23 protein-coding genes and 1 pseudogene are annotated in these 22,372 nt (G+C 69.4%); 10 read left to right on the top strand and 14 right to left on the bottom strand.

The annotated features are described in order from the left end of the window. Positions 1-24: 24 nt before the first annotated feature. Together ACGFWI_RS08645 and ACGFWI_RS08640 are read right to left on the bottom strand one after the other, a co-directional pair. Positions 25-1,092 (bottom strand): ABC transporter permease, encoded by a 1,068-nt coding sequence (locus ACGFWI_RS08645; protein WP_393905175.1) that lies wholly within the window; start codon positions 1,090-1,092, stop codon positions 25-27. Positions 1,093-1,144: 52 nt separating this feature from the next. Then, positions 1,145-2,125 (bottom strand): ABC transporter permease, encoded by a 981-nt coding sequence (locus ACGFWI_RS08640; protein ID WP_393905174.1) that lies wholly within the window; start codon positions 2,123-2,125, stop codon positions 1,145-1,147. A gap of 649 nt (positions 2,126-2,774) precedes the next feature. Here ACGFWI_RS08640 and ACGFWI_RS08635 point away from each other — a divergent pair. Then, positions 2,775-3,428, top strand: coding sequence for a TMEM175 family protein (locus ACGFWI_RS08635; protein ID WP_393905173.1), 654 nt, complete (start codon positions 2,775-2,777; stop codon positions 3,426-3,428). A 164-nt stretch (positions 3,429-3,592) separates the two neighbouring features. Further along, positions 3,593-5,005 carry an alpha/beta hydrolase family protein gene (locus ACGFWI_RS08630; RefSeq protein WP_393905172.1) on the top strand — a complete coding sequence of 471 codons (1,413 nt, stop codon included), beginning with the start codon at positions 3,593-3,595 and terminating at the stop codon, positions 5,003-5,005. A 121-nt stretch (positions 5,006-5,126) separates the two neighbouring features. Here the strand turns inward: ACGFWI_RS08630 and ACGFWI_RS08625 are convergent, their stop codons facing one another. Then, on the bottom strand, positions 5,127-6,896 hold the full coding sequence (locus tag ACGFWI_RS08625; protein WP_393905171.1) for an MOSC domain-containing protein: 1,770 nt from the start codon (positions 6,894-6,896) through the stop codon (positions 5,127-5,129). Between the two features lie 280 nt (positions 6,897-7,176). On the opposite strand from ACGFWI_RS08625, the gene ACGFWI_RS08620 reads away from it, so the two are divergent. Together ACGFWI_RS08620 and ACGFWI_RS08615 are read left to right on the top strand one after the other, a co-directional pair. After that, on the top strand, positions 7,177-7,965 hold the full coding sequence (locus tag ACGFWI_RS08620) for an alpha/beta fold hydrolase (protein ID WP_393905170.1): 789 nt from the start codon (positions 7,177-7,179) through the stop codon (positions 7,963-7,965). Then, positions 7,962-9,251 (top strand): cytochrome P450, encoded by a 1,290-nt coding sequence (locus ACGFWI_RS08615; protein WP_393905169.1) that lies wholly within the window; start codon positions 7,962-7,964, stop codon positions 9,249-9,251. Before ACGFWI_RS08620 ends, ACGFWI_RS08615 begins: the two co-directional genes overlap by 4 nt. A gap of 28 nt (positions 9,252-9,279) precedes the next feature. On the opposite strand, the gene ACGFWI_RS08610 is transcribed toward ACGFWI_RS08615, so the two are convergent. The 3 genes from ACGFWI_RS08610 to ACGFWI_RS08600 form a co-directional block, all read right to left on the bottom strand. After that, positions 9,280-9,492 (bottom strand): hypothetical protein, encoded by a 213-nt coding sequence (locus tag ACGFWI_RS08610; protein ID WP_393905168.1) that lies wholly within the window; start codon positions 9,490-9,492, stop codon positions 9,280-9,282. A 98-nt stretch (positions 9,493-9,590) separates the two neighbouring features. Further along, positions 9,591-10,199, bottom strand: a complete 609-nt coding sequence (locus ACGFWI_RS08605; protein WP_393905244.1) for a CatB-related O-acetyltransferase — start codon at positions 10,197-10,199, stop codon at positions 9,591-9,593. A gap of 148 nt (positions 10,200-10,347) precedes the next feature. Further along, positions 10,348-10,989, bottom strand: coding sequence for an ArsR/SmtB family transcription factor (locus ACGFWI_RS08600; protein ID WP_393905167.1), 642 nt, complete (start codon positions 10,987-10,989; stop codon positions 10,348-10,350). A 113-nt stretch (positions 10,990-11,102) separates the two neighbouring features. Here ACGFWI_RS08600 and ACGFWI_RS08595 point away from each other — a divergent pair, with 113 nt between their 5' ends. Continuing rightward, positions 11,103-11,531 (top strand): hypothetical protein, encoded by a 429-nt coding sequence (locus ACGFWI_RS08595; RefSeq protein ID WP_393905166.1) that lies wholly within the window; start codon positions 11,103-11,105, stop codon positions 11,529-11,531. Here the strand turns inward: ACGFWI_RS08595 and ACGFWI_RS08590 are convergent. The 3 genes from ACGFWI_RS08590 to ACGFWI_RS08580 are packed head-to-tail and all read right to left on the bottom strand — an operon-like array spanning position 11,525 to position 14,356. Beyond that, on the bottom strand, positions 11,525-12,757 hold the full coding sequence (locus ACGFWI_RS08590) for a cytochrome P450 (RefSeq protein WP_393905165.1): 1,233 nt from the start codon (positions 12,755-12,757) through the stop codon (positions 11,525-11,527). The genes ACGFWI_RS08595 and ACGFWI_RS08590 overlap by 7 nt on opposite strands. Positions 12,758-12,792: 35 nt before the next feature. Beyond that, positions 12,793-14,157, bottom strand: a complete 1,365-nt coding sequence (locus ACGFWI_RS08585) for an NAD(P)/FAD-dependent oxidoreductase (protein WP_393905164.1) — start codon at positions 14,155-14,157, stop codon at positions 12,793-12,795. Next, entirely contained in the window at positions 14,147-14,356 is a 210-nt protein-coding gene (locus ACGFWI_RS08580) for a ferredoxin (RefSeq protein ID WP_393905163.1), read from the bottom strand. The genes ACGFWI_RS08585 and ACGFWI_RS08580 overlap by 11 nt, the downstream gene beginning before the upstream one ends. A 649-nt stretch (positions 14,357-15,005) precedes the next feature. Between ACGFWI_RS08580 and ACGFWI_RS08575 the strand changes: the two genes are divergently transcribed. Continuing rightward, positions 15,006-15,623 carry a hypothetical protein gene (locus ACGFWI_RS08575; RefSeq protein ID WP_393905162.1) on the top strand — a complete coding sequence of 206 codons (618 nt, stop codon included), beginning with the start codon at positions 15,006-15,008 and terminating at the stop codon, positions 15,621-15,623. Positions 15,624-16,299: 676 nt separating this feature from the next. Further along, positions 16,300-16,977, top strand: coding sequence for a guanitoxin biosynthesis heme-dependent pre-guanitoxin N-hydroxylase GntA (gene gntA, locus ACGFWI_RS08570; protein ID WP_393905161.1), 678 nt, complete (start codon positions 16,300-16,302; stop codon positions 16,975-16,977). 125 nt (positions 16,978-17,102) lie between these two features. Here gntA and ACGFWI_RS08565 read toward each other — a convergent pair whose 3' ends face one another. Beyond that, entirely contained in the window at positions 17,103-17,753 is a 651-nt protein-coding gene (locus tag ACGFWI_RS08565; protein WP_393905160.1) for a DUF2238 domain-containing protein, read from the bottom strand. A gap of 427 nt (positions 17,754-18,180) precedes the next feature. On the opposite strand from ACGFWI_RS08565, the gene ACGFWI_RS08560 reads away from it, so the two are divergent. Further along, on the top strand, positions 18,181-18,822 hold the full coding sequence (locus ACGFWI_RS08560; RefSeq protein WP_393905159.1) for a hypothetical protein: 642 nt from the start codon (positions 18,181-18,183) through the stop codon (positions 18,820-18,822). 31 nt (positions 18,823-18,853) lie between these two features. On the opposite strand, the gene ACGFWI_RS08555 is transcribed toward ACGFWI_RS08560, so the two are convergent. From ACGFWI_RS08555 to ACGFWI_RS08545, 3 genes are all read right to left on the bottom strand, one after another. After that, positions 18,854-19,582 carry an alpha/beta hydrolase gene (locus tag ACGFWI_RS08555; RefSeq protein ID WP_393905158.1) on the bottom strand — a complete coding sequence of 243 codons (729 nt, stop codon included), beginning with the start codon at positions 19,580-19,582 and terminating at the stop codon, positions 18,854-18,856. Between the two features lie 60 nt (positions 19,583-19,642). Further along, positions 19,643-19,849, bottom strand: a complete 207-nt coding sequence (locus ACGFWI_RS08550) for a DUF2180 family protein (protein ID WP_393905157.1) — start codon at positions 19,847-19,849, stop codon at positions 19,643-19,645. Positions 19,850-20,310: 461 nt separating this feature from the next. Continuing rightward, positions 20,311-20,661 (bottom strand): alpha/beta fold hydrolase, encoded by a 351-nt coding sequence (locus ACGFWI_RS08545; RefSeq protein WP_393905156.1) that lies wholly within the window; start codon positions 20,659-20,661, stop codon positions 20,311-20,313. Here ACGFWI_RS08545 and ACGFWI_RS08540 point away from each other — a divergent pair. Continuing rightward, on the top strand, positions 20,635-20,895 hold the full coding sequence (locus ACGFWI_RS08540; RefSeq protein ID WP_393905248.1) for a hypothetical protein: 261 nt from the start codon (positions 20,635-20,637) through the stop codon (positions 20,893-20,895). The two genes, ACGFWI_RS08545 and ACGFWI_RS08540, sit on opposite strands and share 27 nt — an antisense overlap. Positions 20,896-21,006: 111 nt before the next feature. Here the strand turns inward: ACGFWI_RS08540 and ACGFWI_RS08535 are convergent. Next, positions 21,007-21,309, bottom strand: a pseudogene (locus tag ACGFWI_RS08535) (hypothetical protein); the annotation flags it as partial. A gap of 334 nt (positions 21,310-21,643) precedes the next feature. Here ACGFWI_RS08535 and ACGFWI_RS08530 point away from each other — a divergent pair. After that, positions 21,644-22,294, top strand: a complete 651-nt coding sequence (locus ACGFWI_RS08530; RefSeq protein ID WP_393905155.1) for a CAP domain-containing protein — start codon at positions 21,644-21,646, stop codon at positions 22,292-22,294. Positions 22,295-22,372: the final 78 nt, after the last annotated feature.

The raw sequence follows: 22,372 nt of genomic DNA, 5'->3' as shown, positions 1-22,372 counted from the left end.
GCTGGGGGTGGCGGACGGCGCGGTTCACGAGGCGGCGCCCTGGCTGCCGGCGGGCGTCTCGGGCTCGGCGGGCCGGGTGCCGGCGGCCGTCGCCTGTGCCGGAACCGCGGCCGTGGCCGGTCGCTGCTTCGGCTGCCTCCTCTTGCGGTGCGAACGCGCCTTCGCGCCCGATGCGTTGGGGTCGAGAGCATCACGCAGCCCATCGCCGACGAAGGAGATGGAGACGCCGATCAGCACCAGGCAGCCGGCCGGGAAGAAGAACAGCCACGGGTAGGTGGAGGCGTTGGCGGTGTTGTCGGCGATGACCGTGCCGAGGGAGACATCGGGCGCCTGCACGCCGAACCCGAAGTACGACAGGCTGCTTTCGCCGATGACCGCCGCACCGACCTGGATGACGGTGTCGATGATCAGCATCGAGGCCATGCTGGGCAGGATGTGCCGGAAGATGATGACCGGCGCGGGGACGCCCATGTACTTGGCGGCCTTGACGAACTCGCGGTCCTTGAGCGTGAAGGTCATGGAGCGTACGACGCGACCGGTGACCATCCAGCTGAAGGCGCCGAGCAGGACCACGAAGATCAGCCAGGTGGCGCCGCGGAACGCGGGCGACAGGACGGCGATGATCAGGAACGAGGGCATCACCAGCAGCAGGTCGACGATCCACATCAGCACCCGGTCGGTCCAGCCGCCGAAGTACGCGGCGAAGGCACCGACGGTGGCGGCCAGGAAGGTGGAGATGACACCGACCAGAATGCCGATGATCAGCGACTTCTGCAGCCCGCGCATGGTGAGCGAGAAGAGGTCGACGCCGCCCTGTGTGGTGCCCCACCAGTGGTCCCCGGAGGGGCTGGACAGGAAGTTCATGAAGTCGTGTTGCTGGTAGTCCCACTTGGTGAGGAACGGGCCGCCGTAGGCGCCGAGAAACAGCAGCACCAGCAGGAACAGTCCGAACAGTGCCAGTCGGTTCCGGGCGAAGCGCCGGACGGTCAGCCGCAGCCGTGAGGTACGGGCCTTGGCGGGACGGCCTTCGGTTGCACCGGTCGGGACGGGGCCGGGAACCGGTTCGGTGGCGGGGGGCAGCTGGACGCTCATCGCGCGCTCTCCTGAGGGGCGGTGGGGGTGCGGGCCGGTCGGCGGGGGCGGGTCAGCGGACCCGTACGCGCGGATCGAGCGCCGCGTACAGCAGGTCGGACAGCACTCCGGCGATCAGCACCAGTACGGCCGTGAACAGCCCGACGGTGGCGACGGAGTTGACGTCCTGTTTGTTGATCGAGTCGACGAGCAGTTCGCCCATGCCGTGCCAGCCGAAGGTCTTCTCGGTGAAGGTCGCGCCGGTGAAGAGCAGCACGATGTTGTAGACCAGCAGCGGCACGACGGGCAGGATCGCGGTCCGCAGTCCGTGCTTGACCAGGGCCTTTCGTCGGCGCAGTCCCTTGGCGCGGGCGGTGCGCAGGAAGTCGCTGCCGAGGACGTCGAGCATGGTGGAGCGCTGGTAGCGGCTGTAGAGCGCGACCTGAAGGATGATCAGGGTCAGTGCCGGGAGCAGCATGTGCTGGGCGCGGTTGACCAGGGCGTCGAAGTTCCACTGCCCCGCGTACTGCGGGTCGTACTCGCCGAGCACCTTGATGGTCTGTGAGCCGTCGTTGAGCGCGGTGGCGCCGATCTTCAGCGCGACGCCGATCACGAACACCGGCATGGCCAGCACGAAGAACGAGGCGAGGGTGGTGAACCGGTCGAAGAGGCGGTACTGGCGAATGGCGCCGAAGGCGCCGAGTGCGACACCGCCGACGGAGCCGACGAGGGTCGCGATGAGCAGCAGCCGGGTGGAGACACCTACCCGGCGGCCGAAGTCGTCGTTGACGTCGTCACCTTCGATGGTTTTGCCCAGGTCACCATGGACGACGCCCTCCGCCCAGTGTCCGAACCGGGACAGGATCGGGGTGTCCGGGTTCATGTTGTAGTCGTCGAGCGTCTTGGTGATGGACGACGCGGGCAGCGGCGGATTGCGACCCTCGAACTTGGCGCGGGGGTTGAGGCTGAGCCCGGCCAGAAAGTAGGTGAGGGACGCGGCGACGACGACCAGGACCAGATAGTTGGCAAGCCTGCGCAGCAAGTAGCGGCCCATGGTGATGTCTCTCCCTCATTCGCACCGAATCAGCCATATGCAGCTGAAGTGGGGGTCGGTACGGATCGAGCACATCCTTCATGTATTCAACACGTTTGTCGATAACGAGATGTTCACGGAGCCATAACGCCAACTCCCCTGCCAGCCAAGGGTATTGCGATTTCCGCCAGCAGATTCAATGGTCGCCGAGGATCCGTACTTTCGATTCCCAGGTTTACACCGCTCCATCGTGGAGCGATACCCGATATTCGGACACCGTGCGAACGTGATGTGGTGCGCGGCTAGTTGACGAAGACTTTACGACAGCAGGGGTAGGGGAACGCCGGGGGGCCCTACTTCCCGCACCGCCCGCACCTGCTGGCCGGGGGTGCCGAGCGGTGGCACCGGGCTGCCGAATGGCCCCGGCTCCTGGGCCGACTGACGGCGCGTCCGACGAGCCGACACCTCCGCCATGAGGGCGGCGCACGCGGCGCTCGCCGCCGCTTGCCCCCCTTACACCGTGTCAGCTCGGCATCGATGACGGACGACGGCCGGCGACAGCGCCGCGACACCGCGCCCCCACGCCGTCGGCGCCACGAAGCCCAGTGGGCGGCTCAACACGTTCAAGGGATCAATCTGAACATTCCTGGGCATGTGATCCTAGGGTGGCGTGGTGAAAGGTCACCAGCGAGTACGGGACGACGACGAGGAGAACGCAGGCCGACTCCTTGCGCTGTCCGACGGAGTGTTCGCCATCGCGATGACGCTGCTGGCGCTGGACATCAAACTGCCCGACGGGCTGGGGCCCGCCGGTTTCTCTCAGGCACTGAGGGATGTGATGCCCAAAGTGTGGGCGTACGTCCTCAGCTTGCTGGTCATCGCGGCGTGCTGGCGGGGCCATTACCAGATCTTCCAGTACGTGCGGCGAGTCGACGGGACGGTCATCAGACTCGGGCTGCTGAGCCTGGGGCTGGTCGCCCTGATGCCCTTCCCCACCACCCTGCTGGCCGAGTACGGGGACCAGCCGCAGTCGGTGGCCGTCTACTCAGGCGCCGTCGCGGCCATGGTGGCCACACAGCTCGCACTGACGATCGTGCTGTGGAAGCGCCCTTGGCTGGGAAGCGCGGCGCTGCCCGATCCCGTCGCGCGCAACGATGTGGCCGACCTTGCGTCGACGGTGGTGGTCTTCGCCGCCGCCGTGCCGCTCGCCTTCATCTCCCCGACGGGCGCGAAGTTGTGGTGGGTGGTGCTGATCCCGGTCAAATCGATGGTGGGCAGGCGGGGCAAGCGTCTGCGCGCGGCCGCCCAGCGGTTCGACGCCTGAGCCGTGTCTTTCGCAACAGCGCGGGCCCGCGACGCCTGGCACCCACGCTCGATGCATACCCCTGGCTCCGCACGGTGGAGGCGCGGTGGTGTGAAGTGCCGTTCGGGGGAACGGCGGGTGTCGGAGAGAGAGGCCCAGGGGCACGGCTCGTACGTTCAGTCGGCATGACCTACGTTTCGGGGGATCCCGCATCCGGCCCCACCCGCCGCACCACCCTCGCCGGGCTCGTCGGTGGGGCGGGGGGCGTGCTGGCCGCCGGGTGCACCGCGTCGGACGACTCGCCCGCGGCGGCGCCCACTCCCACGCGCACGGCGTGGGCCTCCGCGCCGACGAGCGGTCCCACTCCCGGTGTGATGACGCTCTTCAAGGACCCCGGCTTCAACTTCAACGGGCTCCTCGCCCTCGGCTCGTCTGGTTACGGCGCCGGGGAGGTGGGCGAGGTACTCACCGCCGTGAACACCATCAACAAGGCCGGGCTCTCCGCGCAGACGTACACCGAGACCTTCAAGGAACTCGGCGACCGGCTGAGGCAACCGCCCAAGAGCGGCAAGCCCGGGACGGAGACCACGCGTTTCCGTGCGCTGCGGGCCGCGCAGTACTACGGCCAGGCACTGTTCTTCGTCCTCGGCTCCGACACCCCCGGAAGCGAGGAGCAGCTGTACAAGGCCGGGCGCGGCGCCTGGGACACGTTCTGCGAGCTGAGTGACCCGGCACCGGTGACGGCGCACATCCCGTACCGGAAGACCCCGTTGCCGGTGTGGTTCTTCCGGCCGGACGGCTCCGGCAAGCGGCGCCCCACCGTGATCCTCACGAACGGCAGCGACGGGCAGAACGTCGACATGTGGACCTATGGCGTCCCGGCCGCCCTGCAGCGCGGCTGGAACGCCCTCGTGTACGACGGGCCCGGCCAGGGCCGGCTGCTCTTCGTCGACCATGTGGTCTTCACGCCACGCTGGGAGACCGTCGTCACGCCGCTCGTCAACTGGCTGTCCGCCCGCTCGGACGTGGACACCGGCAAGATCGCCCTGACCGGCCTGAGCATGGCCGGGAATCTGGCTCCCCGGGCCGCGGCCTTCGAGAACCGGATCGCCGCTCTGGTGGCGATGCCCGGCGTGCTCACGCCCTGGCTCGGCTTTCCTCCGGAGATCCGGGAGGTCCTCACCCCGGACAAGGAGAAGACCAACCACATCTGGAACAAGGAGGTCGTGCCCGAGCTGCCGCCGTCCGCGGCCGCATCGCTGAAGAAGCGCATCGAGCCGTTCTCGGTGCCGGCGATGCTCGCGGCCCGCGAGGGCAAGATGTTCACCGACTTCTACACCCCGGCCACCCTCATCAAGTCGCTGGACATCACGAACGTCGTGGACCGCATCAAGATGCCGACGCTGGTGCTCGACTACGACTACGAGCAGTTCTATCCCGGTCAGCCGCGTCAGATGTTCGACAGACTGACGGCTCCCAAGGACTACGTGAAACTCACCACGGCCACCGGCGCGCAGCTGCACTGCTCCCCGATGGCCCCTCAGCAGCACTGCGAGGTCGTCTTCGACTGGCTGCAGGAGAAACTGTCCGGCAGCTGACCTCTCCGCGGCGGCCTCCTCGTCACGAGCCCTCAGCACCGCTGCCGGATGAGGGGATTCGGCCCGGGTCGCTGCCACCGCGACGCGGACCCGTAGGCCGGTTTCCGCGGAGCGGCGCGCGTCAGAGGTCGAGTACGACGTCTTGGCGGGGCCGTGAGCAGCAGATCAGGGCGTTGCTGTCGGCGGGCGGCTCGACGGGATCGGGGTCGTAGCTGACGCTTCCTCCGAGGAGGCCGGTTACGCAGGTGTGGCACACACCGGTCCGGCAGGACCAGCGCACGGGCACGTCGCAGGCCTCGGCCATCTCCAGGAGCGTGCGGTACTCCGGTTTCCAGGGGATGGTCAGGCCGCTGCGTGCGAAGGACACCGCGGGTCCGGTTCCGGGGGCTCCCGCGGGCGGGTGGGGCGGGCGGGCCGCGGTGGGGGCGATGCCCGGGGTGATCCCGGGGCCGGCTCCGAAGACTTCCGTGTGGACCTGCCCGGGGCCCAGGCCGATTCCGGTCAGGGCGTCGGTGAGGTCGTTCATGAAGGCGGTGGGGCCACAGAGGTAGGCGTCGGCGTCGGCGGGCAGGCCGATGCGGGTGAGGAGCCCGGCGGACAGGTGCCCGGCGTCGGTGTAGTCGGAGCCCTGCCGGTCCTCGGGCCGGGGGCGGCTGTAGCAGATGCGGAAATGACTGTGCGGCAGCTGATGCAGCAGGTGTCTGCTTTCCTCCGCGAAGGCATGATCGTCACCGTTGCGGGCCCCGTGCAGCCACCACACCTGGCGAGTCGTCCGGGAGTCCGCGAGCGCCCGCAACATGGCCATGACGGGTGTGGCGCCCACACCGGCCGAGGCCAGGATCACGGAGGCGGGCCCCGGGGCGAGGGTGAACGTGCCACGGGGCGCGGCGGCCTGCAGGCGCTGGCCGACCCTGACCCGGGTATGGATCCGGGTGCTGGCGGCGCCGTGCGGCTCTTGTTTGACGCTGATGCGGTACTGGTCCCCGCCCGGCTGACCGGACAGGGAGTAGCTGCGCACCAGCTCCGGTCCGTCCTCCCCGGCCCCCAGGCGCACGGTGAGGTACTGGCCGGGTGCGGCGGCAGGCACCGGCGTGCCGTCGGGGTCGGCCAGCCACAGGGAGAGGACGCTGCGGCTTTCCCTCTCGACCCGTGCCACGGCGAGGGGACGGAATCCGGCCCAGGCCGGCCCGACGCCGGCATCTTGGGCGTGCAGGCCGGCATTGCCGACGGTGGCCCCCGGCCCGCGGTCGGCCTGCTCCAGCAGGGCATGGAAAGAGCCCTGCCATCCCGGGCTGAGGGCGTCGATGCGCAGTGCCTGCTCGATCCGGTCCCGTGGGTGCTCGGGCAGGTACAGCAGGCCGTCGACCTCGGTGACGGTCATCCGGCCCGTCCCCGTGGCGATCTTGACGATGTCCTGCCCGGCCTCCACCTCGCCCTCGGTGAGAACCCGGAAGTAGAAGCCCGGTCGCCGGTGGGACACCAGGAGGGCAGGCATCCGGGCTTCATCCATCCGCAGCCCCACCCGGTAACAGGTCACCCGGGGCTGGGACACCTCGAAGACGGCCTCCCCGATCCGGTAGCGGTCCCCGATGCACACCTCGTCGTCCGCGAGCCCCTCCACGGTGAAGTTCTCGCCGAACTGGCCGAGCACGAAGTCGTCACGCCCGAGCTCCTGCTGCCAGTAGCGGTAGGAGTCGAGCTGGTAGACCATCACCGCGCGCATCTCACCACCGTGCCCGGCGAGATCGCCCTGCCCGTCACCGTCGATGTTCAGCTTCCGCACCATCCGGGGGCCGGTGACGGGGCTCTTCCAGATCCCCGTGTGCACCGTCCTCCCGTGCCAGGAGACATCCTTGGGGAGACCCACGTTGACGGAGACCAGTCTGGCCACGACGTCCACCTCACGCTGACGGCCCCCACCTGTCCTTTCGATCGTAACCACGCCGGAACCACAGACGCTCGGTCACGCGCCGCCCTGGTGGCCCACAGCAACGGTGACCAGGTGGTGCCCGTGGTCGCTGCCGGCCCGGCGTCGGCACGCGGTCTCCTGGCGCCGCTCCGGCCTGTCGCTTCGAGCCCGTGGCGCCCTTGCAGGGCCCGGAGGTTACGGCCACTGTGGTCGGACGTGGCCCGTTGGCCGTCGGCAAGTTCGTCACACCTGTGGAGTGCGCGTGTCTTCCTTCGTACTGCCTTATGCCCTGCACGGCCGGGGATCGCACAAGGTCATCGCCGTGCACGGATGGTTCGCCGACAGGTCCGCCTTCGACCCGGTGCTGCCGGATCTCGATCAGGACGCGTTCCAGTACGCACTGGTCGATCTCCGTGGCTACGGCGAGGCCAGGGCCGCGGTCGGCGCGTACACCTCGGGTGAGGGGGCGGGCGATGTGCTCGCGCTCGCCGACCGGCTGGGCTGGGACCGGTTCTCGGTGATCGGACATTCGATGGGCGCCAGTGTCGTCCAACGCGTACTGGCCTCGGCTCCGCACCGGGTGCGCAGGCTCGTGGGAATCTCGCCGGTCCCCGCCTCCGGACTGCCGCTGCCGCCGCAGCAGTGGGAACTGTTCTCCTCGGCGGCCCACATGCCGGAGAACCGACGGGCCATCCTCGACCTCACCACCGGCGGGCAGCGTCCGGCCGCCTGGCTGGACCGGATGGTGCAGCGGTCACTGGAGCGCAGCGACCCGAAGGCGTTCCGGTCCTGGCTGGACTCCTGGTCCGGGGAGACGTTCTCGGCCGAGGTCGAGGGCTCGGCGGTGCCGGCGCTGGCGGTGACCGGGGCGCTGGATCCGGCGCTGACCGCCGAACTGACGCGTGAGACATGGATGCAGTGGTACGCCCAGAGTGAGCTGGTCGAGCTGCGCTCGGCGGGGCACTACGCCATGGACGAAACACCGCTGGAGCTGATCCGGGCCGTCGAGGACTTTCTGCGCGCCGACGGCGACGGGCCGGAAGCCGGATGACGGTGTCCGCCGGGAGGGCCGCCCGGCCGGAGGTGCCGGACGTCTTCGATCCCCGCGGCTACGCGGACGGTCTGCCGCACACCGCGTACCGGCTGTTGCGCGATCAGCATCCGGTGGCCTGGCAGGAGGAGCACGAGGTGCTCGGCTGGCCGGCCGGCCCCGGCTTCTGGGCGGTCACGCGGCATGAGGATGTCGTCCGGGTCCTGAAGGACGCGGGCACGTTCTCCTCTCGTCTGGGGGCCACCCAGATCCGCGATCCCGACCCCGCCGACCTGCCGTTCATCCGCCGCATGATGCTCAATCAGGACCCCCCGGACCATGGGCGGCTGCGGCGCCTGGTCAGCCGCGCCTTCACCCCTCGCCGTATCGAGCGGTTCGGGACGGCCGTCCGCGAGCGGGCCCGTGACCTGCTGACCTCGGCGGTCGACGCGGCGCGTACGGGGAACGGGGTGCGCGACCTCGTCACCGATGTCACGGACGACTTCGCCCTGCTCAACCTCGCCGATCTGCTCGGAGTGCCGCCCGCTGAGCGCGGACTGCTGCTGGCCTGGACCCGGCGCGTCATCGGGTATCAGGACCCGGACGAATCGGGCCCGGCCGCATCGGGGCCGGACGGGCGTCCCGCCAACCCGCGGTCCCCGGCGATGCTGCAGGACATGTTCGGCTTCGCGCGCGAGCTGGCCGCCCACAAGCGACGGCATCCGGGCGACGACGTCATGACCGTACTCGCCTCGGACGACGAACTGGCCACGCCCGAACTGGAGATGTTCTTCTTCCTGCTGACCATCGCGGGCAACGACACGGTCCGCAGCGCGGCTCCCGGCGGCCTGCTCGCACTGGCCCGGCACCCGGACGCGTACCGCGAGCTGCGCGCCGGGGCAGTGGAGACGGCGACCTGTGTGGAGGAGTTGCTGCGCTGGCATCCGCCGGTGCTCAGCTTCCGCCGGACCGCCGCGTGCGACACCGAGTTGGCCGGGCGCCGGATACGCGCCGGCGACAAGGTGGTGGTGTTCCACGGCTCGGCGAACTACGACGAGCGGGTCTTCGCCGCCCCGCACCGTCTGGACCTTGCCCGCTCACCCAACCCGCATGTCTCCTTCGGCGACGGCCCGCACATCTGCCTGGGCGCGCATCTCGCCCGGTTGCAGTTGCGGGTGCTGTACGAGGAGACCGGCAGACTGCTGCCCGCCCTGGCGGTCGCCGACCGGCCGCAGCGGCTCGTGTCGAACTTCATCAATGGGCTGAAGTCGCTGCCTCTGCGGCTGGTGGACGGTCCGCACCGGTAGCGGGCCGTACGGGCAGCGGCGCCCCGGCTCAGGTGCGGAGTGCCGCGCCGGCCTCGGGCGGCGCGAGGCCCGGCGCGCCCCCACGGTCGGGTGCGGCCTGCAGCAGCGAGGCGGTGAGCGGGTGTTGGGGGTTCGCGAGGAGTTGCCCGGTCGAGCCCTGTTCGACGAGGTGGCCGTTGTCGAGCACGGCGGTCCGGGTGAGCCGATGTGCACTGCACGGGGCCCGGACTGCCCACGTCATGACCCCCTTGCACGATCCCCGGTCGTACAACCCCTCAGCCCCACCGGAGACCGACCGGGCCGGGCGAGTGTGGGCGGACGGCGGGCCCTGAAGCGCAGTTACCGCTTCCTGGGGCGCGCCGCCTCCAGCTCATCGACGCTGCCGGACATGACGGCCGGGATGTGCTCCGTCAGGTGCTCAACCGGCCAGTCCCACCAGGCCACTGCCAGCAGCCGGTCGATGTCCGCATCGTCGAAGCGACGACGGATGAGGCGGGCCGGGTTGCCGCCGACGATCCCGTAGTCGGGGACGTCATCGACGACGACGGACCCGGACGCGATGACCGCGCCGTGGCCGATACGGACGCCGGGCATCACCGTGGCCCGGTATCCGAACCAGACGTCGTTGCCCACCACGGTGTCACCCCGGCCGGGCAGGCCGGTGATCAGATCGAAGTGCGCGGCCCAGGAACCGCCCATGATCGGGAAAGGGAATGTCGAGGGGCCGTCCATACGGTGGTTGGCGCCGCTCATGAGGAATCGCACCCCCTCCCCCAGCGCACAGAACTTCCCGATGACCAGCTTCTCCGGCCCGTAGTGGTACAGCACATTGCGGGTCTCGAAGGCGGTCGGGTCGTCCGGATCGTCGTAGTAGGAGAACTCGCCGACCTCGATCAACGGCGAGGTCACCAGCGGCTTCAACAGCACCACCCGCGGCTGCTCGGGCATCGGGTGCAGCACGGTCGGATCGGCAGGAACGGCAGGGCTCACGACGCTTCCTCCAGACTCTGCGACAGACGGGCTCCTCATGATCACAGCAGTCGCCGGGGGCGGGCCACTCCATTTCGCACCGGCCGGCCGCCGGCCCGTGCACGGATCAGACGGAGACCACCGCGCTCGGCGCGCTAGCGTGGCCCGCGCTCGGCGGGTCCTCGGCCGGCTGGAGCAGTTGGTCGGCCTGGGGCGTACGGCGGTAGTGGACCCGGTGTGCCGAGCGGGTCCGGGTCAGCAGGCCCGCGCGGTGGAGACGGCTGAGGTGGTAGGAGACCGTGGACGCGCTCATGAAGTGACGCCGGGCCAGCTCCGTCGTGGTCCTCGGCAGATGCAGGTCGGTCAACAGCCGGAGTCGGGAGTGTCCGATCACATCGGCGAAAGGTAGGTCCGGGTCCTGTGTGGCGGACGGCTTGCCGGTGCGTGCCCGGGTGTTCTGCCCGGTGGCCGGATAGACCAGATAGGGCCCGCGCTCGTCCCACGGGTCCACACTGAGCAGCCAGCCGCCGGCCAGGCCGGAGGGAAACAGCCTCAGGGGCCGGCTGGTGGTCAGGCTGAGAATCCGGGGGTCGGCGAGGTACAGCGTCGATGAGCGGCAGGCGATGGCGGGATGCAGCGAGTCCAACGCGGTGGCCAGGCCTTCCGTGGCCATCGTCGTGGCCCGGCGCTCGACGTCTGTCCGGGCACGGTTGGCCCGTGTCCCTCCGCCGCCGGAGGCCGGTGCCGCGGGGCTCGTTTCGAACCTCATCGAATCATCTGTCGCTCGTCAAGCCGCCCCGGTATCTCTTGATCGAGGACTGGTACGGGGGTTCAGTTCCCACCAGTCCCATCAGACGACGAGACCCACTCAAGGGAAATGTTGTGCGTACACGGGGAATGACTTTCGCGGCGGGGGCACTCACGGTGCCGGCCACGGCCGCTCCGGCCACCGCCACTCCGGCCGCGGCCGCCGCGGTCAAGGCGTCCTGCTCCGGAAGGGGCGGCTCGGGGAGCGCCGCATGGACCTGGGCCGGCAAGACGGAGCTGCACTCGGTATCCGTCCGCGCCAAGGACAACCGGGCCGACGGCATGCACCCGGCGATCCGGCTCTACTGGTACAACGGCAAGGGCAAGGGCAAGTCCACCCCTTGGCGGCATGTCCGCAACGGCGACAACCACTGGTCCACTCCCGTCGTCCGCGACCGCGACAAGGTCAAGGTCGCGGGCATCGAGATGGCCCTGTTCCGCGGTAACGCCAGTCACCCGGTGCGGGACCTCTGCGGGGCCGGGAAGAAGAACCCGCGCTACTGACCCCCTCGGACAGCGGCCCGGCCTTGCTCGACGAGCAAGTGCCGGGGCCCGCGCAGTACGGGACTGCGGCGGTAGGGAGGCGGGTCCTCGGCCAAGCGGGGGTGGTCGAGGTACTGGAGGAGCTCGTTGAGAGCGATCTGCGCCTCCAGACGGGCGAGCGGTGCCCCGAAGCAGCTGTGGATGCCACTGCCGAAGCCGAGGTGTGTGTGGTCGTCGCGGGTCGGGTCGAAGCGGTCGGGGTCACGGAACCGCCGGGGGTCGCGGTTGCCCGACGCGAGCATCAGGATGAGGGGCGCGCCCTTGGGGACGGTGACGCCCGCGACCTCGATATCGGCCAACGGCGTGCGCTGCGGGAGCATTTGGACGGGGGGCTCGTACCGCAGCAGTTCCTCCACCGCCCGGGGCATCAAGGCGGGTTCGCTGCGCAGGCGTGCCAGCTCGTCAGGGTGGCGCAGCAGGGTGAGGATCCCGTTGGTGATCAGGTTGACGGTTGTCTCGTGACCGGCGATGAGCAGCAGCACCGACGTGGTCATGATCTCGAGCGGCGTCAGCTGCCCGTCCGAGCTGTCGCTGACGAATGCGGAGAGCATGTCGTCGGAGGGATGGGCACGGCGCTTCTCGGCGAGCTCTCCGAGATACAGGCCCATCGCCTTCCGGGCCTCGGCTGCTGCCCGCTGACGCTCCGCGGGGTCCTCCCGCGGGCTGGGATCGATGCCGGTGACGATGGCATCCGACCACTCACGGAACCGTGGCTCGTCCTCGATCGGTACACCCAGGAGACGGCAGATCACGGTGACGGGCAGCGGGTAGGCGAAGTCGTCGACGATGTCGATCCGCTCCTTGCCCGCAAAGCTGCCGATGAGGTCCTTGACGATCCGGGTGATGTCGTCGTGCATGCCATCGATCCGGTCCGGCGTGTGGGGCGGGCCGAAGGAGCGCATCGTCAGGTTTCGCAGCCTGTGGTGTTCGGGGTCGTCGAGTCCGATGAAGGCCGGCGGGAGCCCTTCCTGGGCTGCCGTCGTCGCGTCCGGGACGGTGCGCTTGCGGCGGTCCGAGCTGATCCTCGGGTCGTGCAGCAGGGCTTGGATCTCATGGTAGGTCCCGACCAGGTAGCTGCCGTCCTCCTGCCGTGCCACCCCCTCCTCGCGGAGCTCGGCGTACAGCGGGTAGGGGTTGGCGCGGTTGGCGTAGTCGGTGATCCGGTGGAACAGGGTGTCCGCAGCCATGCGCGGGGGCTCCTCATCGCTATGGAGTGGCGGTCTCAGCGTGCCGGTTGCACCAGGGTCAGGCGCCGGTCCGGCAGATGACCGGTGAGGGCGACGGTCGGGCCGTGCGACAGCATCTTCGGGTCCGGCACGTCGGAGGGGACGGGCACCGGGGACTCGATCTGGTCGGCGGCTCCCGGCGCGGGCGGAAACGGCGCTGCCGTCTCGATCAGCCGCTGGTAGTACTCCAGCGACTTGGCCTGGTTCACGCTCACCGCAGCGGTGACGCGTCCTCGGTAGCCGTAGACGGCAACCAGCCGGGCGTCCTTGAGCGACCCCTGGGCGATGACCACCTGGTCGGAGAAGGTGGGTACGCCGACCGACTTGATGTTGAGGCCGAACTGGCTGGACCAGAACGCCGGTACCGTCAGATGCGGGCGTCTGCGCGGCCCCGGATTGACCATGTTGTGGGCCGCGACCTCGGCTTGGGCGACCGCGTTGCCCCAGTGCTCCAGGGAGAGCAGCTGATACTCGAAGAGCGGGTGCGGGAACCGCGCCACGTCGCCCGCGGCGAAGATGTCGTCGGTGACGATCCCGTACATGTCGAAGGCGCGGCACCCCGCGTCACAGGTCACTCCTCGTGGGCCCGCGGCGAGTCCCGACTCGGCCAGCCAATCGGTGTTACGGACCGCACCCAGGGCCACCACGGCGACATCGGTATCGATCCTCGTGCCGTCGGAGAACTGTGCGCCGGTGAGCCGCCCGTTGCCCTCCAGCGCGGTGACCGTCACCCCGCAGCGCAGATCGGCACCGTGCGCGCGCTGCAGCTTCGCGGCGAGCGCACCCAGCGTTCCGCCGAGCGCACCGACCAGAGGTGCCGGGCCCCGCTCCGCGACCGTCACCGCAAGACCGCGCTCGCGACAGGCGGAGGCGATCTCCGAGCCGGTGAAGCCGGCACCGACGACCAGGACCCGTCGCGGCCCGGCGTCGAGACGCTCCGCAAGACGGCCCGCGTCCTCGCTGGTGCGCAGGGTGAACACCCCGTCCAAGGCGGCCTCGGCCGGGTTCGGCCAGGGCCGGGCGCGGGTTCCGGTGGCGATCAGCAGCCGGTCGAAGGGCACTTTCTCGCCGTCGGCGAGGAGTACCTGTTTCCCGACCGGATCGAGCCCGGTGGCGCGCACGCCGAGTTTCCAGTGGGCGTCGACCGGACGGCGCTGTGGCAGCCCGGTCTTGTCCGCCGACACCATTCCGAGCAGCACCTGCTTGGACAACGGCGGCCTGTCGTAGGGGGGATGCGGTTCTTCCCCGATCAGCGTCAGCGAGCCGGCAAACCCCTCGTCACGCAGCGTCTCGGCGGCCCGCAGCCCCGCCAGCGACGCACCGACGACGACGATGCGGCCATCGCGTGGTTCACCCTGCACCGACGACCGCCTCCTCACCCACGAGGATCGCCTGCACCGGACACGCCGCCTCGGCCCGGAGGACACGTTCCCGCTGGTCTTCCGGGACGGCCGGGGTGTACAACAGGGCCTCCTCGCCATGCATCGTGAACACCCGGGGGGCGAGGAAGGCACACTGCGCATAACCCTGACATCGGTTGAGATCAACGACGACGTTCATGCCGAGCCACTCCTCCCACCGCCACACCCGTCGAGTCCGTCCTACAATCGGTCACGGTGCGGCGCACGTGGTGCTGAGCCATCCGAGGGTTGCGGAGGTGTGGCGTCCGCACTCAGCTCTCCCTGCGAGAACTCCGGCATCAACCACAGGCCGGTGGGTTCACCTTGCGCGGTGGCAGCAACCTGCCGCCATGGAGAGAACGCTTCATACCGCCGACGCCATCGGTCCGCACCACCGCACCGGAACTACGGTCACCCACCACACGTGCCACCAGACTCGGGCGCATCACGGCCGCGCGCCGGTTCGCAGTGCGTCTCTCCGCGACCAACGGACGACGAGACCATGGCGGATCCACCGGAGGAAAGACTCAAAGGAGTGACAACCGGACGGAGTTCAGCCCCTCTGTCGACGGGGTACGCGACTTCAATCACGGCCCGTATGGCTCATTCAAGGTCCTTTTCTTGACCGATACGGAGGGGTTGGACACCATCCGAACTCCCCGTGATGGCGCGCTTGTTCGGCCGTGGAACCGAACACCGGTGCCCTGCGCCTGGCGATAAAACGGAGCGGGACCGGGTTAATTGCGGAGCGAGATGAGTAACATCCAGCCAACCGCAGATCGATCAGGCAATAGAGAGCAGGCTGTTTCATGTCCGAGTCGGAATTCGCCGTGCAGGTGGCTGCCAAGCTGAAGAGCATCGCGAAGGAGATCGACGAACTGCAAAAGCTCCGGGCAAAGCTGGAGGACCTCCAGCAGCATCTCGGCACGAGCCCCCGGAAGGAAGTTGAAGAGGTTGTCGCGCCCCAGCCCTCGGAGGCTGACACCGCGGTGACGAAGCCGGTGACCGTGCCCGCGGCGCGACGCGCGAAGCCTGCCGCGCCGAAGGCCAAGCCCGCGAAGAAAGCCCCGGCCAAGGCGGCGGGGAGCGCAAAGAAGGCACGAAAGGCCACGCCGGCCCGGGGCAAATCCCGGCAGCGGAACTCCACCCGCGCCGACCGCGTACTCGGCCTGCTCGACGAGCAGCCGCGCACGGTGACGGAGCTGACGAAGCTGCTGGCGAAGGAACATCCGGATCACACGGCACCGGAGACGGCCGTACGCAACACCCTGGAGACCTCACTCATCGCCAAGGGTCTGGCACACCGCAGCAAGCAGGGAAGGAGCGTCTTCTACTCCCTCCCCGGCGCCACTTCCCAGGACGGCACCGAGGACCGTGCAGCCGATGCCGCTGACACCCAGGAGGAGGCCGCGCCCGCCCGCGCCTGACGGGGACGACCCCGCTCCCGTCTGCCGACGCTGCCGCACGCAGTCAGCAGACGGGGCGCGGCCGGCTCACGACACATCGCGCGCGATCAGCACGGGGGATCGCGCCGCGGCAGAGTCGGCCGCCCTGGAGAGCCCGGCCGGCTGCCAAACCGTCCGTGGCCGGTAGCCGGAGGCTCGGGTCAGCGACCGGCCCTCCGAGGCCGACAGCCGCAGGCTCCGATCGGCGACCGACGCCGGCAGCCGGCAGCCGGCGGCTCAGCTCGGCGACCGGCCCGCCGAGGCGATGGCTAGCGGCAGGGATCGACGACCGCCGTACAGAGCGGGTGGGCTCCGGCGGTCCCGTCGGCAAGGGAGCTCCGGCACGGGGGACCGGGCAGCGCGGGGCGCGGCGCCGCCGCAGGCCGCCCTGGCGATCACCTGCCCGAGTTTCTGAGACGATGAAGATCTACAAGAAGCCCTGCAGTGAGAGCGAGCTGTCCGGCGGCCAAGACATGGTCACGGCCCGATTCGGTCATACCACCGCAAACGCGGTGCTGACGCCGTCGGTGAGGGCAGTCGCAGAGGGGTGAAACGGCCGAGTCTTGACGAACTGGCCCTGCCCGATCTTGACTGCCAGGGTCCCACCACCGCAGGGCCCCCACCAGGGGTGTTGCCCCCCTCACCGAAGGTCACAAACATGACGGTTGACGCCACCGCCGCCACCGAAGTTGACGCAGCCGCCGAAGTCGGACGGTTCCTGCTCGGTGATGCCTTCCCCTGCTTGGCGGGCCGTTCCGCATGGCGGCAGGGGGGTATCACCCATCGCCATTACACGTGGTTCGGTGATGACGAGGCGGCCCGGGAGATGGCGGCCGATCTTCAGGCGTATGTGGCGGCGGTGGACTGGGCCGCCAAGCCCTTCACGAGCTTCGTGGCCACCTTCTCGGGCCCCCTGAACGTGGCGGAAGTCGAGTTCGAGGCGCTGCTGTGGCAGCAGCTGCAGGCTGTCCACGACCATGACAGCCTCACGCACCCCTGGGCCGATGGCTATGACCCCGATCCGACATCCGGTGCCTTCGCGTACAGCGTCGCCGGGCACCCCTTCTTCGTGATCGGACTGCACGAAACGCACAGCCGCATCGGCCGCCGCCCGCCGTTCCCGATGCTCGCCTTCAATTCCCACGCCCAGTTCGACCGAATAAAGGCCGCGGGCCTCTGGGGCCGGCTGCAGGAGAAGATCCGCAAGCAGGACATCGAACTGCAGGGCAATATCAACCCCAATCTCATGGAGTACGAGCAGCTCTCCGAGGCCCGACGCTACTCGGGCCGGCGCAAACCGGCGGACTGGGCCTGCCCGTTCTCCGCCCGGGTGTGAGAGAACTTCGGCGGGTCGAGGAGCAGTTCACCGCACGAGCTCCTGACGGGTACGGGGCCGGAGCCGGTTCGCGGATCCCGCTTCTGTCCGCGGGCCCTGCCTGAGGACAGCGACCGGAACAGCGATCAGGCGGCCTGCCGTCCCGTGATCCGCTCCTCCTCCCCGGTGCCGTAATGGGCGAGCTGGCGGTCGTGGACGCGACTGAGGAGCAGCAGCGAGACGATCGCGCCGAGGAGGGCGCAGGCCATGTCCCACTGGGTGTCCCACTGGTCCCCCTGGGTGGCGAGGAACGCGTCGGCCGCGGAGCCGCCGGCCAGCGCGCTCCACCACTCGATCAGCTCGAAGAAGGCGCTGAACGCCAGGCATGCGCACACCGTCAGCGGGGCCAGCCAGGCGCTGCCGCGCAGCGGGGAGGTGCGGACCAGAAGTTCGCGGACCAGGACGGCGGGCACGAAGCCCTGCACCAGATGTCCGATCCGGTCGTAGGGATTGCGGGAGAGGTCCAGAGCGTCCTGCAGCCAGTGGCCGAAGGGGACCTCGGCGTAGGTGTAGTGGCCGCCGACGATCAGGACCAGTGCATGCACGGCCAGCAGACAGCACAGGAGCGGGCTGAGCGGAAAGCGTCGCCACACCGCGACCAGCAGCGGCAGGCCGACGATCACCCAGCAGGTCTCCATGACCCATGTGATCCGGTCATGAGGCTGCAGGCCCGACAGGGCCAGAGCGAGGAGCACCGCTATGGCCAGCGCCGGGGGAAGCATGCGGGATGTGGCCATGGTGGCCTTCATGGATCAGCCTCGAAGACATCGGGTGCAGGGCGGCGCGGCGCCCGCCGCGGGGCGGACGGAGTGACCCCTGCCGTACGGCGCAGGTACCCACCGAAGCCGTCACCACACCACAGGCCGGGACGGACGCTCTGCCGCGCTTGGTCATCCGCATCAGCCTCATGGCCACCGTGGGGTGTGTCATGAGTACCGCTACTCAGATTCCTCGCGCAGAACCTCAAGGCCGCGGAGCGTAAGAGCCGACCCCTTGAGCCCCTGGTTGACGGTGTGCGGCACCATGCGCCGGCGACCCTCCATGCGTGGCGAGGCGAGGCGAAGTGATGACGGCCGAGATCAGTGGCCCGGCAGCGCCGATCCGGTCGATGACGTGCACATGGCGCGTACGATCGGATGCCCCCCTACGGGAAAGGCATCCCCCATGCAAAAGACACCCGCTCGCAGAGTCACCTGGCGCGCGCTGCTCGCCCTGGGCGGCGTGGCAGCGTTAGCCGTGCCGACCGCGGGAGCAGCCGAGGGCGTACCGCGCACCGCCGGGGAAGGAGGGCGGGTCGGCGGGTGTGCCGTGGTGTATTTCGACCTCGGCGAGACGCTGGTACACACGGCCGAGGACAAGAGCGTGCGGTACATGCCGGGAGCCGCCGGGTATCTGCGCGCGCTGCGCGCCCGCCATATCCCCGTCGGCCTGATCACCAACGTGCCGTCGTCGTGGGGCTCCACCGACGCGGAGCGGGCAGCGGAGTTGAAGAAGGTGATCGACAAGGACTGGGCGGACACCAGCCCGTTCGCCTGGTCGGACTTCGGCGACCGGATCTTCACCCCGCGGACCGAGGCGGAGAGGAAACCCGCTTCGGCACTGTGGAAGCGCGCCCAACGGGCATCGCGTAACTGCCGGGTGGTGTACCAGGCAGAGACGGTGGAAGAGGTACGAATAAGCGGCTCGCTCGGGTACGTCGCCTACCAGGCGGCCCGCCCCAAGTGGCCCGCATACCTGCCGGTGCCGCTGATCGTCGCCCTCGCACATCTTCCCTACGGGACCGCGGCGGACATCAAGCAACGTTGAGGCGCTCGGCCCGCGGGCGCCTGTGAGGTCGTCACTTCGCCGCTGACCGGCTGTAGCGCTCCAGCCGGTCAGCCAGCTCGACCGGACGGGACAGCATCGGGAAGTGCCCGCCCTCCATCTCGTCGGGGGCCACCCCCAGGCGCTCCGCCACCACGGCACGCAGGAACGGCGCCGGGAAGAGGCGGTCCTGACGGCACAACAGAAACCGGGTCGCCACCGTGGGCCAGGATTCCATCGGCCAGGGCCGCGCGGCAGGGGTCTCGGACTGCCGCCGCCATCGCACCGCCGCCTCTGCCGCCAGCCCCGGCGGCAGATCCTGGAAGAACGGATCCGCGGCAGAACCCGGCACAGCGGACTCCGATGCGCCCTCGTCAGCCGGGGCCGCGCCGGCCCTCTGCGCGTCCCGCCCGGCGCGTCTGACCCGAGAGTCCGGGTGTCGCGTCGCCCCCCACCACTCCGCAGGCGCCTCCCCCGGCAAGGGCACCATCGCCGCCAGCAGCACCAGCAGATCCACCGGCACCCGTGCACAGACCAGGGGTGCGGTGAAGCCGGCGAACGAGTGCGCCACGAGCGTGAGCCGCTTCCGGCCCGCAACCGCGGCGACGACCGCATCCGCGTACGCGTCCAGGCCTGCCGCATCGTCCTCGCACGGCAGGTCCACACTCACCACCTCACGGCCCCGGGCGCGCAGCTCCGCCTCCAGCAGATGCCAGTGCCACGAGTCGCATGCCGCACCCGGAATCAAGACAAAGGTCGTCATTGACGGCATCATGCCACCGCCGCCCGTCCGGCACCCCGGCCGCGACCGGATCCTCAGGGCTCAGACCGACTGAGTTGCTCCCCGGCAGATCGTGCACACAATGCGACGCGCCGGCTCCGGCAGAGTGCTCGGACCTACGCCCTGTACGCGGACCACGGTCTGCGGGGCGGACCAGGCGTGCTGGTCGCACAGTGCGGCGCCGCAGTTCCGGCAGATCGCCACCGCGGCGGCGTTTCCGTCGCCCGTCGCGCAGTCATAGCAGTTCATGCACATGTCCGATCTCGTGAGGTTGGCCGACGCAGACCCAACGGCAATGTACGTCGCGACGCATGACGGACGCGGGAAGCTCCGTGCCGGGTCGGGGCGGCTCACCTGGCCGCCCCAAGGACGCGGCTCCCCCGCGGTGTCATGCCGGGTTCCCGACCCGCCACACCCTCGGGACGCAGTCGGGTCCAGTGCCCCACGATGCCGAGAACGTCCCTTCCTCACCCGGGTGTGTTTCGCCCGCACGGAACCCGTCCCGTCACCGGGGGGCTATGCAGCGGCTGACTCAAGCGTTGTGGTTCGTTCTCGCGGTAGGAGAGCAAGACGTACAGCCGGGACGCACCGTCACCGGGGGCAGCGGTCCGGATCCCGTGGATGGAGAGGCCGAAGCCGGTGCAGCCGGTGAGGAGGCGGGGGTAGTGGACATCACGGAAGTCCCGCATGCAGGGGAGGTCCCTGAGCGTTTACACCCGCAGTTCTTGTGGCGCTCCGCCCGCCGTCGGGCGGTGAGTGGCGGGCGCGTCGGCGAAGTCCCTTATGGGGAGCATGAGTTGCTCGGGAGTTTCGCTCTGGGGGACATGACCGGCGCCGGCGAGGAGCTGGAACCGGGCGCCGGGGATGGCACCGGCGTAGGCGCGACCGTAGTCGGCGTCGACGACGCCGTCACTCTCGCCCCACAGCACCAGGGTCGACAGTGCGATGGCGCCGAGCCGCCCGAGCAGCGTGGGGTCGGTCATGGACGGCTCGCGGCCGTAGCCCCGCAGGGCCGCGCGGTTGGCCACCAGGCCGTGCTGCTGAGCCTCGATGAGGGCCACCACCGCACCCTGGACAGCAAGTTGACCGCCGACCTGGACATCTCACTGGTGCAGTGGGACGCACTGCGGCACATCGACCGGCTCCCGGGGTCGTCGGTGCACCAGCCGACCCGGCTGACGTCTCAGACCGACCAGCCCTTCGGGGCGCTGACCGGCCGGCTGACCTCTCTGCACCGCCGAGGGGAGCGGCGGCCCACCGCCCTCAGAAGTGAAGGGCGGGCGGGAAGCCGGTAGGGGCTTCGCCCCTGGTCGGCTCCGACGCACGCAGGGGGACGCCGTCGAGCTGGTCGCAGACTGGTCGCAGATCAGCCGCGCGGTCCGCTCCGCCCGTGGGAGCGGCCCGTGCTGACACGCCGCGAGAGGGGTACGCCGGAGCCGCTCACCGAGCAGTACGGCCTGACGGCTACCGCGGTCCGTCAGCTTGCTCTCATCCGCTGAAACCTCACCGTGCCGTGCGAGGTAAAGGAAACGGCCAGCCGTTCCCGCCGTGGGCCGGGACCCCTTTCGGCATTCACGATCTTCGAATGCCCTGCTGGACGCAGATATGCGCCCCCAGGTTCCCGCCACGGAATCCCGAGTTCCGTGACATGCGTCATACCGAATCCCGGCACTAACTAAGCCGGATAGTAGATGACGCCTCGGCGACATATGAGATTTGTCCGTCTTGGCCTATGAATGCCGCGCACCGGGATAAGCGGCATTCGGCCCGCTCCGTGCCTTTGCTCGCACGGTCAGCACATAAGGCGTTCTGACGGGGCAACAGGAATTCCCGAAAGATCCGGGAGCCGGACCAGCATGCTCCCGCACTCATGGCAAGGGCCGGCCGCTCCTACGAAGCGAAGTAGTACTCAGACTTTGTTGCCTTGTCTGCACAGCGGCGCCAAGAATGACGAGCCGCAAGGCGTCTCCGCAGCTCAGGCGCGGGAATTGCACAGAGCCAGCCGCGCCAGGGACGCTCCGCAATTACCGAGTGAGGTCACGCATGACGAAACATCGCAGGACGCGGCGCTACCGGCAGATAACCGTCGCTGCCTTGGCCGTAGGCGCCGTGGGCGTGCCCTCTGCCGCCATGGCTTGTCTGGGTCACGAGAACGAGGCGGGTCGGCACCACGGCCATTGGCAGAATGCGTCCTTCGATCACCGCCAGGCGAAAGCAAAATGGGGCTCCGAGTGGGCCGCGAAGACAGCTCAGAAGCCCGCCGCTTCCGCCGGCGCTTCGAAAACCACCAGCCCTTCGAAGACCGCCGCTTCGGCTTCCGGTGATGCGGCCCGCGTGGTGGAACTCGTCAACAAGGAGCGCAGCAAGGCCGGGTGCTCACCGCTGACCGTGAATGCGAAACTGACAAAGTCCGCCCAGGATCACAGTAAGGACATGGCGGACCATAAGAACATGTCGCACACGGGCTCCGACGGCTCCTCTCCGGATGACCGGATCACGCGTGCCGGTTACCACTGGAGCTCCTACGGCGAGAACGTGGCCTACGGTTACTCCACACCCGACGAGGTCATGGCGGGCTGGATGTCCAGCCCCGGCCACAAGCGGAACATCCTTGACTGCTCGTTCAAGGAGATCGGCGTCGGCCTCGCACAGCCCGGCGATTACTGGACGCAGGACTTCGGCACGGCCGGCTAGCCGGCGCCAGGACGGCCGCCACTTCCCCGGCCTCCTTTCCTCCGCCCCTGCGGAGTGCATGAGCCCCTGTGGAGCGCA

Origin of the sequence: Streptomyces sp. NPDC048434 (assembly GCF_043200375.1) — a bacterium.
Lineage (GTDB): Bacteria > Actinomycetota > Actinomycetes > Streptomycetales > Streptomycetaceae > Streptomyces.
This window is presented reverse-complemented; position numbering and strand designations above follow the sequence as displayed.

Bases quoted from the DNA above. Each gene is read 5' to 3' on its own strand.
- ACGFWI_RS08615 (WP_393905169.1), top strand. From the start codon at position 7,962: ATGACGGTGTCCGCCGGGAGGGCCGCCCGGCCGGAGGTGCCGGACGTC.
- ACGFWI_RS08555 (WP_393905158.1), bottom strand. From the start codon at position 19,582: ATGACGACCTTTGTCTTGATTCCGGGTGCGGCATGCGACTCGTGGCAC.
- ACGFWI_RS08610 (WP_393905168.1), bottom strand. From the start codon at position 9,492: ATGACGTGGGCAGTCCGGGCCCCGTGCAGTGCACATCGGCTCACCCGG.
- ACGFWI_RS08565 (WP_393905160.1), bottom strand. From the start codon at position 17,753: ATGGCCACATCCCGCATGCTTCCCCCGGCGCTGGCCATAGCGGTGCTC.
- gntA (WP_393905161.1), top strand. From the start codon at position 16,300: ATGACGGTTGACGCCACCGCCGCCACCGAAGTTGACGCAGCCGCCGAA.
- ACGFWI_RS08575 (WP_393905162.1), top strand. From the start codon at position 15,006: ATGTCCGAGTCGGAATTCGCCGTGCAGGTGGCTGCCAAGCTGAAGAGC.
- ACGFWI_RS08580 (WP_393905163.1), bottom strand. From the start codon at position 14,356: ATGAACGTCGTCGTTGATCTCAACCGATGTCAGGGTTATGCGCAGTGT.
- ACGFWI_RS08530 (WP_393905155.1), top strand. From the start codon at position 21,644: ATGACGAAACATCGCAGGACGCGGCGCTACCGGCAGATAACCGTCGCT.
- ACGFWI_RS08605 (WP_393905244.1), bottom strand. From the start codon at position 10,199: ATGCCCGAGCAGCCGCGGGTGGTGCTGTTGAAGCCGCTGGTGACCTCG.
- ACGFWI_RS08645 (WP_393905175.1), bottom strand. From the start codon at position 1,092: ATGAGCGTCCAGCTGCCCCCCGCCACCGAACCGGTTCCCGGCCCCGTC.
- ACGFWI_RS08560 (WP_393905159.1), top strand. From the start codon at position 18,181: ATGCAAAAGACACCCGCTCGCAGAGTCACCTGGCGCGCGCTGCTCGCC.
- ACGFWI_RS08640 (WP_393905174.1), bottom strand. From the start codon at position 2,125: ATGGGCCGCTACTTGCTGCGCAGGCTTGCCAACTATCTGGTCCTGGTC.
- ACGFWI_RS08550 (WP_393905157.1), bottom strand. From the start codon at position 19,849: ATGAACTGCTATGACTGCGCGACGGGCGACGGAAACGCCGCCGCGGTG.
- ACGFWI_RS08590 (WP_393905165.1), bottom strand. From the start codon at position 12,757: ATGGCTGCGGACACCCTGTTCCACCGGATCACCGACTACGCCAACCGC.
- ACGFWI_RS08630 (WP_393905172.1), top strand. From the start codon at position 3,593: ATGACCTACGTTTCGGGGGATCCCGCATCCGGCCCCACCCGCCGCACC.
- ACGFWI_RS08600 (WP_393905167.1), bottom strand. From the start codon at position 10,989: ATGAGGTTCGAAACGAGCCCCGCGGCACCGGCCTCCGGCGGCGGAGGG.